Source organism: Exiguobacterium sp. Helios, from assembly GCF_014524545.1.
Lineage (GTDB): Bacteria > Bacillota > Bacilli > Exiguobacteriales > Exiguobacteriaceae > Exiguobacterium_A.
The window spans coordinates 1,342,867-1,355,798 of record NZ_CP053557.1 but is presented as its reverse complement, the minus strand read 5'-3'; the positions used below and the strand labels follow the sequence as shown (position 1 = coordinate 1,355,798).

The following is a 12,932-nucleotide window of genomic DNA, read 5'->3' as shown; positions in this document are numbered from 1 at the left end:
TTATATGTTCCCGGTTCTTGTGAAATCATTCCGCCTTTCTTCCACGCTAATTAAAAAGATGACAAAACCGGAAGCCATGATCATCCTGATGATGAGTTGACTTCCGGTTTTTCAGACGCGTTGCCGGTCAAGGAGTCGTGAGAAATATCCTCCGTTTTCGACCAATTCTTCATGTGTCCCGTCTTCGACGATTCCATCTTTCGTCACGACCAGGATGCGGTCTGCTTGACGAATCGTCGCCAGGCGGTGCGCGATGATCAGCGTCGTCCGATTTTTAGATAATTCAGCAAGTGACTCCTGGATAATGGCTTCCGTCTCGGTATCAAGAGCTGACGTCGCCTCATCAAGAATCAGGATTGGCGGATTTTTCAAGAACATCCGCGCAATCGCCAGCCGTTGTTTTTGTCCACCGGACAGCTTCAACCCCCGCTCACCAATCTCGGTATCGTATCCATCCGGTAAATCGGCAATCATCTGTCCAAGATGCGCCCGTTCTGCCGCCTGGATGATGTCCGTCCGGCTTGCCGTCAAATCCCCGTAGGCGATATTGTCAGCAATCGTCCCCGAAAACAGGAAGACATCCTGTTGAACGATTCCGATTTGTTGCCGCAACGACGACTTCGTCATCTGGCGGATGTCGATTCCGTCAATCGTAATCGCACCGTCCGTGACATCATAAAACCGCGGAATTAACGAACAGATCGTTGTTTTCCCCGCACCCGACGTCCCGACGAAGGCAATCGTCTGTCCCGGTTCGATGGACAGGCTGATGTCTTTTAAAATCAACCGTTCGGCTTCATAACCGAAGCTGACGTCATCAAACCGAATCGCCCCACGTAATGCCGACACATGAATGGCATCCGGTGCATCCTTCAGTTCTTCGTCATGATCAATCATCTCGAGAAAACGTTTGAAGCCGGCCATCCCTTTCGGATAAAGTTCCAAAAGTGCCGTAATTTTATCAATCGGTTTCAGCAGGATATTCATATAAAGAATGAATCCAACGAGTTCCCCGTAAGTGAGTTTCTCTGTATAGCTGAGATAGGCACCGACGACGAGGACAGCAAGCGTCATCAGACGTGTCGTCAGATAAATGCCGGATAAACTTGTACTCATCACTTTATAGGCATTGATCTTTGATTGCCGGAACGTCGCATTATCTTTTTCGAACCGTGCGACCTCATGGGCTTCATTCGTAAACGATTGAACGACACGGATTCCGGACACACTGTCCTCAACCCGCGAATTGACTTCGGCAATGTTACCGTACATCCGGTCCCATGACCGGTTCATCCGGACATTGGCATAACTGATCAGCCAGATTAGGAACGGTACGGCAATGATCGTGACGAGTGCGAGAGGCACATTGATCGTCATCATGATCGAAAAGGCACCGAGCAGTGTCATGACGGCAATGAAAGCATCTTCCGGACCATGGTGAGCCAGTTCACCGATATCAAACAAATCGTTCGTAATCCGGCTCATGATATGCCCCGTTTTGGTGTTGTCAAAAAAACGGAATGATTGCTTTTGGACGTGACCAAACAATTGCCGCCGCATGTCGGTCTCGATATTGATGCCGAGCTTATGCCCGAAGTAGTTGACGACGAACTGCATCAGCGTACTGATGACATACAATCCGAGTAATCCGACACTAACTAAAATAATCCAGTTCAACTCCCCTTTTGGTAGCAATGAGTCGATGAACCATTTGACAGCAAGCGGAAAAGCCAACTCGAGCAGGCCGACGAATAAGGCGGACGAAAAATCAAGCCAAAACAACCGTTTGTGCGGTATGTAATAATGATAAAACCGTTTTAACATGCGAGTCCTCCTTTCAAATTACCTTTAGTGTACAGGATTACTGAAAATAATTCTCGTTTACAAACCGTCGTTCTTTTTTTGAAAACGAATCGAATTTCTTTCTCAAAAAATATATTTTAAAATCAGGTGAATTCCCGGCTTCTTATGACAAAATGGTAACAACGATTCGATCCATGATCGGACTAGATTCATCATTTGGAAGGGAGCCACACTACGTGAAAAAGACTTTTCTCACTTTGACGACACTTGCGCTGATCAGTTCAGCCACTGGCGTCGAAGCCGCATCAACGACACTCATCTTGACAGACAACGTCAATATCCGGACTGCTGCCACTACTTCCGCTCCTGTCATTACGACTCTCAAAAAAGGAACGACGGTCACCGCAGTCAAGAAGACCGGTTCCTGGTACGAGATTCGTCATCAATCCAAAAAAGCCTTTATCACTGCCGCTTACGTCAAAACCGTTCCAGCAAAAGCACCGACAACCACGACCTACATAACGAACACCTCATCCGTCAACGTGCGCGAGAAAGCAACGACCACTTCGAAATCGCTTGGTAAACTTGCGAAGAATGTCAGTCTTTCCGTTAAAAAGAAAACCGGTGAATGGTACGAAATCAATTACAAAAATAAGTCCGCTTATGTCCATACGACACTCGTCACAGCTAAAACATCGACAGTGACGACAGGATCAAAACCTCCGGTCACGAAGCCGGTGACACCGCCTGTTTCCACTGCCGTCAAAGCAGTCGATTCGTCCAAACAATATGAAGTCAATGCAAAAGAAGGGTTAAATGCCCGTCTGTCAGCGTCAACGACCGCTAAAATTTACAAGACGTTAGCACATAAAACCGTTTTAAAAGTAACTGGATCGCTTGATAAATGGTATCAAATCCAGCTCGATGGAAAAGATCTGTATGTCGCTTCGAGTTATGTTTCAGCGACGGCCAAGGAGACACCACCGCCTACACCGGGTGTCTCGGTCACACCGGTCGATCAATCGAAGACGTATAAAGTGGATGCGCCGACCGGCTTAAATGTCCGGACGGCTCCAAGTACAACTTCGACGGTCTTTACGCAACTCGCACACGGATCAACTGTTCAAGTCTCCGGTGAAACGACGGGAGTATCTGCGGGCTGGTACCAGATTAAAATCGGCACTGCGTATTACTACGTCGCCAAAACTTACATTACGACAGGATCCGTCACGGCTCCTGTGACACCACCGGTCACGCCGCCAATGACGACAATTCCAGCGTCCGGCATCATGGAAAAAGCCATCTCCATCGGACAACAATATCTCGGTACTCCGTACGTTTGGGGTTCAAGCAGTCCCGTTAACGGTGGTTTTGATTGCTCCGGTTTCATCAACTATGCGTTGAATACGGCCGGCTACAAAGTGGCCCGGACCAATGTCAACGGTTACTGGAACAACGACGGCTACCTTGGTCAAAAGTTATCGAAATTACGCCAACCGGTCCGCGGCGATATCATTTTCTTCGAAAATACGTATGCAGCCGGTCCGACTCACATTGGCATCATGTTGAACAACGATCAGTTTATTCATGCCAATACACCGTCACTCGGGATCAGTCGCCTGTCTGAAAAATACTGGACACAAAAGTTACTTGGTTTTAAAGCACTTTAATCCAACAGGACCAATCGGGATGATACCTGGTTGGTCCTGTTTTTTTACGTTAATGCTGTCAAGGTTTGTTCAATTTTTTGTTTGAAATGACCGGATGAAAGTTGTGTTGTCAATTCTTCTACTTCTGCTTGACGGTCCAGTCCAACTCCGGCCCGCATGGCAAACGCGAGCGCATATAACATCATCGCATGATCGTACTCACCACCAGCCCGCCATAAGTGTGCATTCCTCCAAATTTTAGAAACGGCGCTTTGCAGGTCAAATGTGAGTTCCTCTTTTGAATCATTCCACAAACAAAGGTAGACTTCGAAATACCCGATGTAATGAAGGCAGGCTTCAATCTCGACTTCGATCAGCCGTTCCCGTGCCTCACGAATTCCGGCGTAATCCTTCCGGTGGACCGCGATGGATCCTTTTGTCAGGTCGACAAGGATTTGATCAAACGCTGTCGCTTCCGTAAATAAAAAGAAGTGCCGCAATTTTTCGAGTTCAAATTCTGCTGCTTCATAGTCCTCTTCTAAGCTTAAAAATAAGGCGAGGAGCCGGTGGTAGTTACTGACATCACTGTAGACGCCCTTTTCCCGCATATAGCTGATCCCTTCCCGTAAGAAAACGATTGACTGACTCCAGTTATCGTTAATCACACTGACACGAATCGCCTGTAACATTTGATAGTCCAAAAACGTTTCGTGCGCGAGCGGGACATCCTGAAAAATCATCATCCCGTCAATCTTTCGGTACGCTTCTTCATAACGGCGCAGGAAAAATAAAAAATAGACTTTTGAAATCTGTACTTTAATCTGTTCATCCCGCAATCCGAGCTGTTTAAATACGTCTTCTGCCAGATCGAAGTAATGTAAGCCTTTTTCCGTATCGGAAAAACGTAAAGCACTTCCATACTCGTAATATATTTGTCCTTGCCAGTAAGAATTGATGGCGGGCTCCAAATACGGTGCGAGCATCATCGTAATCTGTCCCTCTGCATAATAACCGCTTGCGGTCGAATTGATTTTTTCAATCACTTGCTTCATTTCAACGGCGCGCGGATCAATCAATAACTCGTCGATTGAGACATGCAGACGATTGGCAATCGACTGTAAGGCCGGTAAGGACGGTGTCGCCTTTCCGTTCTCGATCATACTGAGCATCGACTTCGTCATGATGCCGTCTGCGACATCAGACTGTGTCATTTTTTTTGCTTTCCGTAAACTTTTAATGCGTTTTCCCAGCATCGTTGTCACCTCAATTTATTAAATAAGTTAAATTAAATTTAACTTTTACATTTACAATCTTTCCCTATTCCTCTAGTATAAAGGAAAGTTCAATTTAATTGAACAAAAAGGAGGAATTATGATGTCTAAAAATTTACAAAGGTTATTATTCGGTAAGTTTTGTTCATTGTTCGCCGCCAGTCTGTTTACGTTCGTTGCCGGTCTGACTGTTTTACGGGAAACGTCATCCGGGCTTCAATTCGCACTTGTCTTACTCGCAGGGACACTGCCGCGGATTCTGCTATCTCCCGTTGCCGGCGTTCTGTCTGATCGCTGGAACCGGAAAAAAATCATCGTCACGACCGAGGTATCAAGTGCCTTCATACTTGCCATATTTGCAGGTTACGCGACCTTTTTCCCTGTCCACACGATGCATTACATGATCGTCAGCGCCCTTTTGACTGCTCTTTCAACTTTCCTTTCCGTCACCTTAATGAGTTCGTTGACACGATTGCTTGATGATGCGGAATTACAGCGTGGTAATTCCCTCATTTCAAGTATCAGTTCCCTTTCATCAATTGTTGCTCCGATGCTTGCCGGTTTCCTGTTAGCCTTTGCACCGATTCATCTCTTCACCCTCTTACCGTTAAGCTTGTTTTCCTTCGCCGCACTTTGGAACATGCGGCTGACGTTCCGGGTCATCCCATTTGCCCGTGAAGAAAGTACGCCTTCACTCTGGACAGACTTTCAATCAGGCTACCGTTATTTGTTCAAACAACGTGTCCTGACGACGCTCATCTTAATGGCCCTTGTTTTGAATTTCTTTTTCATCGCCTTGGAAGTCATCTATCCGATCATTTTACTCGATCATCTCAAATTTACACCCTTCCAGTTCGGAACAATTGAAGCCGCTTTAGGTGCTGGTCTCTTACTTAGTTCACTGATGCTTGCTCTGCCTCGCTTTACGATCAAACGTCCGTTGATGACTTTATTTCAGTCAATCGCTTTAGTCGGTATGCTGTTTCTTTCACCTCTGTTGCCGTTACTCGACATCGTTCCATCGAACTGGACATTTGGTTATTTTCTCATTTTCTCCTTCACGGTAGGGTTCATCATCCTCCGCTCAAACATTCCGATTCAACTGCTCGTTCAACGTCAAACAGACCCTGCATACTTAGGTCGTGTCATGGGTGTCATGGAATCACTCGCGATGGGGATCATTCCGCTCGGTATGTTGTTATTCGGCTTCTTAAGTGATCACGTCTCGCTCACTCTGATACTCGGGATCAGTTCATTCGGTTTACTCGTGACCGTCAGTATCGGATTCTTTCATTTGCGGCATGATGTTCGGGCAGAACGCTCAGAAGAACTCACGTCGCTTGAAACAAAAAAAACGTCCACCTCAGCGAACTGAGATGAACGTCCTTGATCATTATTCGTTTAAACCTTTGCTTTGACTGCGTCCATGATCAGACGGAGTGAGTCTTGTTTCGCTTTTTTATCGGCAATCATCGAAGCAATCATCACTTCATCTGTTCCGTACGAATCGGCGAGATTCTGCAACTGACGCGCGACGTCTTCCGGATTTCCGACGATCATCCGTTTCCGGTTTTCGGCAATCCGGAACTGGTCTTGGAACGAGTACTGGTAAGCGGCTGCTTCTTCCGGAGTCGGTGTGCCTGTTGACGAGATACCTTTCTCAAGCAGGAGCAATGACAAATCAAGACTCGAAGCCAATCGTTCCGCTTCTTCCGTTGTCTCCGCACATGTCACGAAAATCGAGACGAGCGTTTGCGGTGTCTCATTGAACGACGTCGCCATGAAGTTATGACGGTAGTAATCCATTACTTCCTGACCGCCCTGTCCGTTGATGAAGTGGGCAAAGGCGAATCCGAATCCGCGTTGCGCCGCATTCAAGGCGCTGCCGCCGCTTGATCCGAGCAACCAGGCTTCCGGTGTCGTATCGACTTCCGGTGTTGCGACGAGTCCTGCAAACCGGTGATCAGCCGGTGCCCCGTCTTTTAAATAATCGACGAGATCATCGAGTTGTGCCCCGTAGTCTGCTCCGCCGAATCGTGGGGACGATCCTTCCTGGAGTGCACGGGTTGCGAGCGGCATACCGCCCGGTGCCCGGCCTAGTCCTAAATCAATCCGGTTTGGTGCCAGTCCTTCGAGGACACGGAAGTTTTCTGCGACTTTGTACGGACTGTAATGTGGTAACATGACGCCCCCTGAACCGAGACGAATCTGTTTCGTGACCGCTGCCATGTAAGCGATTAAGACTTCCGGGCTTGATCCGGCAAGTGTTTTGGCAAAGTGGTGTTCCGATACCCATAATCGTGTATATCCGAGTTCATCGGCAATCTTCGCAAGTTCAACTGTTTCATGTAAAGCTTCTGACGGGGTCTGTCCTTTTGAGACCGGTGATTGGTCTAAAATACTTAATTTCAATATAATCTCTCCTCTGATGTTGACTTCATGTCTAAACTGTACGCCTGTCTGATAATCGAATGCAATTAAACTGCCTGTTTACCCGATGGCGACGTTTTCAATTTGAAATTCAGGGAACATTCTTAAAGTAGCAGCAATTAAAACTTAGAGGATGAGGTGTTTTTCATGTCAACGAACCATACATCAAATCAAGAAGCCGTTGAAACGGTCAAAAAATTAATCGATAAAATCGAAACAGCCATGCTGACGACGATCTCTGATGAAGGTCTTGTCTCACGTCCGATGCAAACTCAGGATATCGAGTTCGATGGCGATCTCTGGTTCCTTACATCAAAAGATACAGGCAAATATAATGAAATTCTTAAAAATCCGAACGTCAACGTCGCCTACGTTGATAAATCTTACGTTTCGATTCGCGGGAAAGCAGAATTCGTCGAAGACGTGGCCCGTAAAAAAGAATTATGGAGCCCGCGTTATGAAGCGTATCTCGGAACGACATATGAAGATCCAAAAGTCGTCTTGATCAAGGTCAACACGGAAGGCGCTGAATATTGGGAAACCGGCAACACAACAAAATCCGTTAAGCAACTGTTGAAAAAAGCAGTCGGCAACGATGACTCGAACGAAATCAACAAAAAAGTAGATTTGACATAAGTCTCTTTTAGACCAAATCGTCTTTCGGCGATTTGGTCTTTTTTTGTTTGAATTGGTTTTATCGGGACCATCTGGTGTAACATACTACTATTAGTAATCAAGTTTATTAGCTAAAGGAGACGCATCATGGGAGAATTCATTACATTATTAAAACGGGGCAATCGTTCTGCTCTGACGGCCGGCATCGTCAACTCGGTCATCGCCATCATCAAAGCCGTCGCTTATGTCTTAACCGGCAACGTCGCGATGTTTGCGGAAATGATGCACACGATTGGGGACGCCGCCAACCAATTTTTTGTTTTCATCGGTTCCGCCCTCAGTAAAAAGGCACCGACGAAACGGTTCCCGAACGGGTTTGGCCGTCTCGTCAACCTCGTGTTGCTCGGCGCGATTTTATTCGTCGGCATCATGGCCTACGAAACGATTCATGAAGGAATTGCTCACATCATCCAACCAACCGAATCAACCGGTTTCTGGATTACCTTGTCCGTCTTATTCGTCGGTGTCGTCCTTGAAAGTGGTGTCTTTTATAAAGCGATGCAGGAAATCGCACATGATGCCCGTATCACGACAAAAGGTCCGAAATTGATTCTCGACAGTTTCCGTGCCTTAAAGCAGGCAAAACCGGCGACACGCCTTGTCTTCCTCGAAGATTTAGTCGCAACGGCCGGCGGACTTGTCGCAATGATCGCCGTCATCATCTCGCATCTGACACCGTTTCATCAGGCGGAAGGCATTGCCTCGATCATCATCGGACTGATGATGTTTTATGTCGTCGGCAACGTCTTTTTACAAAATGCAGCCGGCGCCCTCGGAGAAGCAGACGAAACGATGGCAGCACGGCTCGGCGGGCTTATCATGCAAGATGCCGATGTCCGGGACATCAGCAAACTCGAAGTCATCAAGGAAGGCGATCATTTCCATGTCGAAGTCGAGATTGAAGTCGATCCGGCGTTGACGATTGCCCAGGCCGATGACATCAAAGACCGGCTCGAACTGCAAATCCGGCTTCAGCAAGGAATCACTGATGTCACGATTGGATTTGACGAAGATGACAAGATTCAACAATACATCGTCTCGACCAACGAAACCCCTTGATTCCGTTCACACAAGAAGTCGTTGAGGTCATTCGTTCAATTCCGGCAGGACGCGTCATGACGTACGGTCAAATCGCCCGCCTTGCCGGAAATCCGCGGGCTGCCCGACAAGTGGCCCGGATTCTTCACAGCCTCAGCCGGACGGAACAGTTGCCCTGGCACCGCGTCTTGAATGCGAAAGGTGAGATTTCACTCGACGGTGACGAACAGCAACTGGCACTCGAGGCGGAAGGCGTCGTCTTTGAGCATCCCGGGAAACTATCATTATCCCGTTATCAGGTCTAACAAAAAGGAAGTAAACCGCATCGATGCGGCTTACTTCCTTTTTTTATGCTTTTTCCTTCATTTGGCGTACTACTTCTGCCTCGAGCTGCGGTTCCGGCGGCAACCAGCCGTCCGGTTTCATGACCTTTTGATCGGATTCCCGGAAAATCGGCTGACCGTCCGGACCCAGTTTCGCCATGTTCGCCTGTTGGACGATTTCAAACAACGGACCCGGTTCAAGACCTGCTTCAACAAAACTGCCCATGATGAAGTACAGGGCATCCGTCAACGCATCGCCTTGACCGACCAACCGTTCGACTTCCGTCGTCGGGTAGGTTTCCTTCAATGATTTTTGAACCGCCTGATCAAGTCCTGTCTTAAACGTCTCGATGGCTGCCAAAAAATCGGTTTCGTTTTGCGACGACTGGTGGAGAAACTCAACGACTGCTTCTTCCGCTGTCCAGGTCGCCCGTTTGACACCCCGTTCGAGCGGAATCGCTGTCGGCTGTTCAGCACCCGGATGACGGAACGTCTGATGAAATTGTTTGACGTCCTGATAATAATTCGGTTGTTTCATATCGATCACTCCCCTGTTCCGTATCACTTTCACACGGTTTCCATTCTAACAGGTTTCAGGTGATTTCTCGATGCCTGAATTACCGGACAAGATCCAGCAGGCGCATGCCGCGGCTGATCAGCTCGTCCCGTTCGGCCGACGTCTGCTTCAGACGGTCTAAATCCGCGATTAACCGGGGCTGATCGACTTCATCCGCCAGTTCCAGTAATTCAAGACGCAACAACCAGGCATCCGGTAATTGAGTCAACGTCCGGTCAATCAGTTGCGGCAACAGTTGACGATCGGCCCGTCCTTCCCGCATTTCCCGAATGGCTTCAAAAATCGGATCAGCAGCTGTCAACGGACGTTCGATCCGTTCGAATTCGACTGTCTCCGGAATCGGTTTTAACGCTTCGACTTCTGTTCCCGGGAAAGCCGACGTGATGTCTCCGACGACTAACTCCATCCGGTCCATTGCCGTCGTTTGACCGTCGTTCGTTAATTGAGCGTCTTCCAAGACGACGAGTGCCCGGTGACCGTTGACGTTTTGAATCGCTGAAATTTGTCCTGTGACGTGAACTGCACCTTCTGTCCAGTCCAGCTCTTCCCCGACTTTGACCTGGAGCAAGACTTCGTTCAGCTCCGGTCCGTGAAGGAGTGTAAATCCTTCTGGATGATCAGCCAGCCCTTGACCTGTCATGACTTCACCTTTCGCAGCCAGCGCCGTCGGACCGGTCAGCTTGACGATGTGCAGGGTTTCATGGATTTCCTGTGTTGCCGGTACACCGACGAGCGAGACGCCGCTGTCAAAGACAAGCGTCGAAAGGTTGCCTGAATCGACGGCTTTCGTTAATCCGTGGATGCCGCCGCGGACGTATGACATCGTCTGCGCGAACTCTTCCAGGGCTTCCCGGAGCTGTTCGAATGATTCGCAGACAAACAGTTCTTTTTGCATGCTCGTGACGTCATGTTTCGTCGCCAGTGCTTTTTCAAGTGAAAACGGATGTTTGACGACCGCGTCTGTCAGACAGTGACGGCTCTCGCCGACCGATGACAGGAGACCAGCTCCGTAGATTTGTGGATTGTCGATATCGCCAATCAGACCGAATTCGACCGTCCACCAGAACAGACGTGAAATTTCATTCGCTTCCGAGATTCCCGTCACATGGGTCCGGGTTTCAGCAAGGGCGATTTCCGCCTGCTCGATGTCAGCCGGTGTCGAAAACGGGCTTTCTTTGACAATCGTCAATTTTTTTAACGCTTTGAAGACGTCGTGCTCCGCTTTATGGTTAAAGGCATGGGCACCGATCTCACCGAACCGGCGAACGAATTCTGCGTACGTCGGATTCATCAGGATTGGTGCATGTCCCGCTGCTTCGTGCAAGATGTCCGGTGCCGGTGTGTAGAGAATGTTATCGACCTTGCGGATATCCGTTGCGATCGGTAACAAGCCGTGTCCCTGGAAGTCAAAGAATGCGACGCCCGGTATCAGACCGTCAACGGCGACCGTTCCCCAGCCGCCCCGGCTCAAGTTGGCCGTCATCTCCCGGACATCCGGAATCCGTTCCGGACTGATGCCGGATGCAGCGAGTCCTTCGAGGTATGCCGGATGGGCTGTATCTTGTAACGTCTTTAAATTCAGTCGCATGACGTAACGCCAGACCGCGTGATCCGTCGGCGTGTAATCGTCGTAGTGTTGCGGTGCAACGTGTGGTTGTAAGTGACTTGGAATGATTGGTGTAGACATATGAATTCCCCCTTGAAAGTAGATGAACAACAAAAAGTCCCTGCCGAACAAAGATGTTCGACAGGGACGACAAAAGGCCGCGGTACCACCCTGATAATCTACGTAGACATAGATCGCTTCATTACGGGATAACGGTTTTCTCCGCTTGCATGGCAAGAGACTCGGAAACTGTAATTCGATTCAATCTGTGTACACGTTCGCAGCGCCACGTGCTCTCTGAAACAGGGAGATTGTTTCTACTTCGGTTTCGTCTTCGTCCAACTTCTTTTGTTCTGTTATGCTGTTATGCTGTTAGCAACTAAAGTGTTGTTAAGAAGGACTATACGCTTACTTTTGACTTTCGTCAATCGCTTTTTTTCGTTTAAAGCGGTTAAAGGTTTTATCACGGACTGATTTCTGTTCGATCGACAGCGACGTCACATGGCGACGAAGCGCCCCGTTCAGCCGTTTCTCAAACAATTCCAGTTCCTGAATCCATTCGTTCATCGCAACGACGATCGGCAGGATTTCCATGATGATTTCTTCTTCCAGTTCATCCCGGTCGAGAAACGAGTGTTTGACGAAAGCGATATTTTCTTTGACGAGGTCTTCCATCGCGAGTGGTTCTTCCGTCAGTAACAGATCGTACGTCAGCAAGACTTTTTCCTGACGCTGGGCGATATGCATCAGGTGATAGAACAATTCGCTCCGTAACTCGTCAGCAATCGAATTCAACGCCTTCTCCCGCTCCCGGAACCGTTCAGCGGTCGCAACCCCCCGTTCCAGACACGACTGCATATGTTGCAAAATGATCAAATTCCGCAATAACGAGACGTGCCGTTGCCGGGATCCGCGAATTTCTTCCCGGTGCAGATTAAATAACGTCTTTGTCTCGAGCATCGAACGGCTCATTTTGTCGATCGCTGACCGGTACGGTGTGACTTTCCCTTCAAAGGCAATTGCCCGGGTCACGACAAGCAGCTTCTCGAACAGTTTCGAGGCTTTCTGATAATAGACGTTCCCGTAACGCGGCGGGAAAATCAGCGCATTGACACCGAGGGCACAACCGATCCCGAGCATGACGAGTAAGTAACGGATCAGGACGATTTGCCACAACGGATCCGTCGCCCCTTCAACACTTTCCAGGATGACGATGATCATCAAGACGACGTGGGGAATCGTCCGGCCGAAACCAAATGCCAGTAAAATCGAGATGGCAGCCATGATGACGATTCCGATTGCCAGTGGATTGGCCGGGTTGTCACCTAGAATCCATAACGAGACGAGTGTCAGGAAGGCTCCGATCAGGTTGGCTTCCGCTTCCTCGAGGAATTGTTTCCATGTCTGATACACGGACGGTAATAACGTTGTAGCTGCCGAAATCGCAGGTAGGATCGGGCTTAGATTAAACAGGTTACTGATAATCAGCGCCAAGATGACCGCAAGTCCGGTCTTGATGGTACGTGGTCCGATTTGTAAAGACTGACCGCCCATATACAA

At 48.6% G+C, this 12,932-nt stretch carries 11 protein-coding genes and 1 other annotated feature; of the genes, 5 read left to right on the top strand and 6 right to left on the bottom strand.

Going from position 1 to position 12,932, the window contains the following annotated elements; all coding sequences use genetic code 11:
• Positions 1–111 precede the first annotated feature (111 nt).
• Positions 112–1,824 (bottom strand): ABC transporter ATP-binding protein, encoded by a 1,713-nt coding sequence (locus HNY42_RS06905; RefSeq protein WP_188005311.1) that lies wholly within the window; start codon positions 1,822–1,824, stop codon positions 112–114.
• A 215-nt stretch (positions 1,825–2,039) separates the two neighbouring features.
• Between HNY42_RS06905 and HNY42_RS06900 the strand changes: the two genes are divergently transcribed.
• Complete coding sequence (locus tag HNY42_RS06900; protein ID WP_188005310.1) at positions 2,040–3,473, top strand: C40 family peptidase; 1,434 nt, start codon at positions 2,040–2,042, stop codon at positions 3,471–3,473.
• A 44-nt stretch (positions 3,474–3,517) separates the two neighbouring features.
• Here the strand turns inward: HNY42_RS06900 and HNY42_RS06895 are convergent, their stop codons facing one another.
• Positions 3,518–4,705, bottom strand: coding sequence for a helix-turn-helix domain-containing protein (locus tag HNY42_RS06895; protein WP_188005309.1), 1,188 nt, complete (start codon positions 4,703–4,705; stop codon positions 3,518–3,520).
• A 121-nt stretch (positions 4,706–4,826) separates the two neighbouring features.
• Here HNY42_RS06895 and HNY42_RS06890 point away from each other — a divergent pair, with 121 nt between their 5' ends.
• The gene (locus tag HNY42_RS06890; RefSeq protein ID WP_188005308.1) at positions 4,827–6,098 is read left to right on the top strand and encodes an MFS transporter; all 1,272 of its coding nucleotides are present in this window, start codon (positions 4,827–4,829) and stop codon (positions 6,096–6,098) included.
• A gap of 26 nt (positions 6,099–6,124) precedes the next feature.
• Here the strand turns inward: HNY42_RS06890 and HNY42_RS06885 are convergent, their stop codons facing one another.
• Positions 6,125–7,138 carry an LLM class flavin-dependent oxidoreductase gene (locus tag HNY42_RS06885; RefSeq protein WP_131502997.1) on the bottom strand — a complete coding sequence of 338 codons (1,014 nt, stop codon included), beginning with the start codon at positions 7,136–7,138 and terminating at the stop codon, positions 6,125–6,127.
• Between the two features lie 162 nt (positions 7,139–7,300).
• On the opposite strand from HNY42_RS06885, the gene HNY42_RS06880 reads away from it, so the two are divergent.
• From HNY42_RS06880 to HNY42_RS06870, 3 genes are all read left to right on the top strand, one after another.
• Complete coding sequence (locus HNY42_RS06880) at positions 7,301–7,789, top strand: pyridoxamine 5'-phosphate oxidase family protein (protein ID WP_131502998.1); 489 nt, start codon at positions 7,301–7,303, stop codon at positions 7,787–7,789.
• Positions 7,790–7,915: 126 nt separating this feature from the next.
• Positions 7,916–8,887 (top strand): cation diffusion facilitator family transporter, encoded by a 972-nt coding sequence (locus tag HNY42_RS06875; RefSeq protein WP_131502999.1) that lies wholly within the window; start codon positions 7,916–7,918, stop codon positions 8,885–8,887.
• On the top strand, positions 8,884–9,171 hold the full coding sequence (locus HNY42_RS06870) for an MGMT family protein (RefSeq protein WP_131973114.1): 288 nt from the start codon (positions 8,884–8,886) through the stop codon (positions 9,169–9,171). Before HNY42_RS06875 ends, HNY42_RS06870 begins: the two co-directional genes overlap by 4 nt.
• A 43-nt stretch (positions 9,172–9,214) precedes the next feature.
• Here the strand turns inward: HNY42_RS06870 and HNY42_RS06865 are convergent, their stop codons facing one another.
• The 3 genes from HNY42_RS06865 to HNY42_RS06855 all read right to left on the bottom strand — a co-directional run bounded on the left by HNY42_RS06865 (position 9,215) and on the right by HNY42_RS06855 (position 12,926).
• On the bottom strand, positions 9,215–9,727 hold the full coding sequence (locus tag HNY42_RS06865) for a pyrophosphohydrolase domain-containing protein (RefSeq protein WP_131973115.1): 513 nt from the start codon (positions 9,725–9,727) through the stop codon (positions 9,215–9,217).
• A gap of 79 nt (positions 9,728–9,806) precedes the next feature.
• A complete protein-coding gene (locus tag HNY42_RS06860) occupies positions 9,807–11,453 on the bottom strand; it encodes an aromatic amino acid hydroxylase (RefSeq protein ID WP_188005307.1) in 1,647 nt (548 codons plus the stop codon).
• 59 nt (positions 11,454–11,512) lie between these two features.
• Positions 11,513–11,716, bottom strand: a binding site (T-box leader).
• Positions 11,717–11,780: 64 nt separating this feature from the next.
• Positions 11,781–12,926 carry an FUSC family protein gene (locus HNY42_RS06855; RefSeq protein ID WP_114596212.1) on the bottom strand — a complete coding sequence of 382 codons (1,146 nt, stop codon included), beginning with the start codon at positions 12,924–12,926 and terminating at the stop codon, positions 11,781–11,783.
• Positions 12,927–12,932: the final 6 nt, after the last annotated feature.

Bases quoted from the DNA above. Each gene is read 5' to 3' on its own strand.
- HNY42_RS06905 (WP_188005311.1), bottom strand. From the start codon at position 1,824: ATGTTAAAACGGTTTTATCATTATTACATACCGCACAAACGGTTGTTT.
- HNY42_RS06895 (WP_188005309.1), bottom strand. From the start codon at position 4,705: ATGCTGGGAAAACGCATTAAAAGTTTACGGAAAGCAAAAAAAATGACA.
- HNY42_RS06890 (WP_188005308.1), top strand. From the start codon at position 4,827: ATGTCTAAAAATTTACAAAGGTTATTATTCGGTAAGTTTTGTTCATTG.
- HNY42_RS06880 (WP_131502998.1), top strand. From the start codon at position 7,301: ATGTCAACGAACCATACATCAAATCAAGAAGCCGTTGAAACGGTCAAA.
- HNY42_RS06875 (WP_131502999.1), top strand. From the start codon at position 7,916: ATGGGAGAATTCATTACATTATTAAAACGGGGCAATCGTTCTGCTCTG.
- HNY42_RS06865 (WP_131973115.1), bottom strand. From the start codon at position 9,727: ATGAAACAACCGAATTATTATCAGGACGTCAAACAATTTCATCAGACG.
- HNY42_RS06860 (WP_188005307.1), bottom strand. From the start codon at position 11,453: ATGTCTACACCAATCATTCCAAGTCACTTACAACCACACGTTGCACCG.
- HNY42_RS06855 (WP_114596212.1), bottom strand. From the start codon at position 12,926: ATGGGCGGTCAGTCTTTACAAATCGGACCACGTACCATCAAGACCGGA.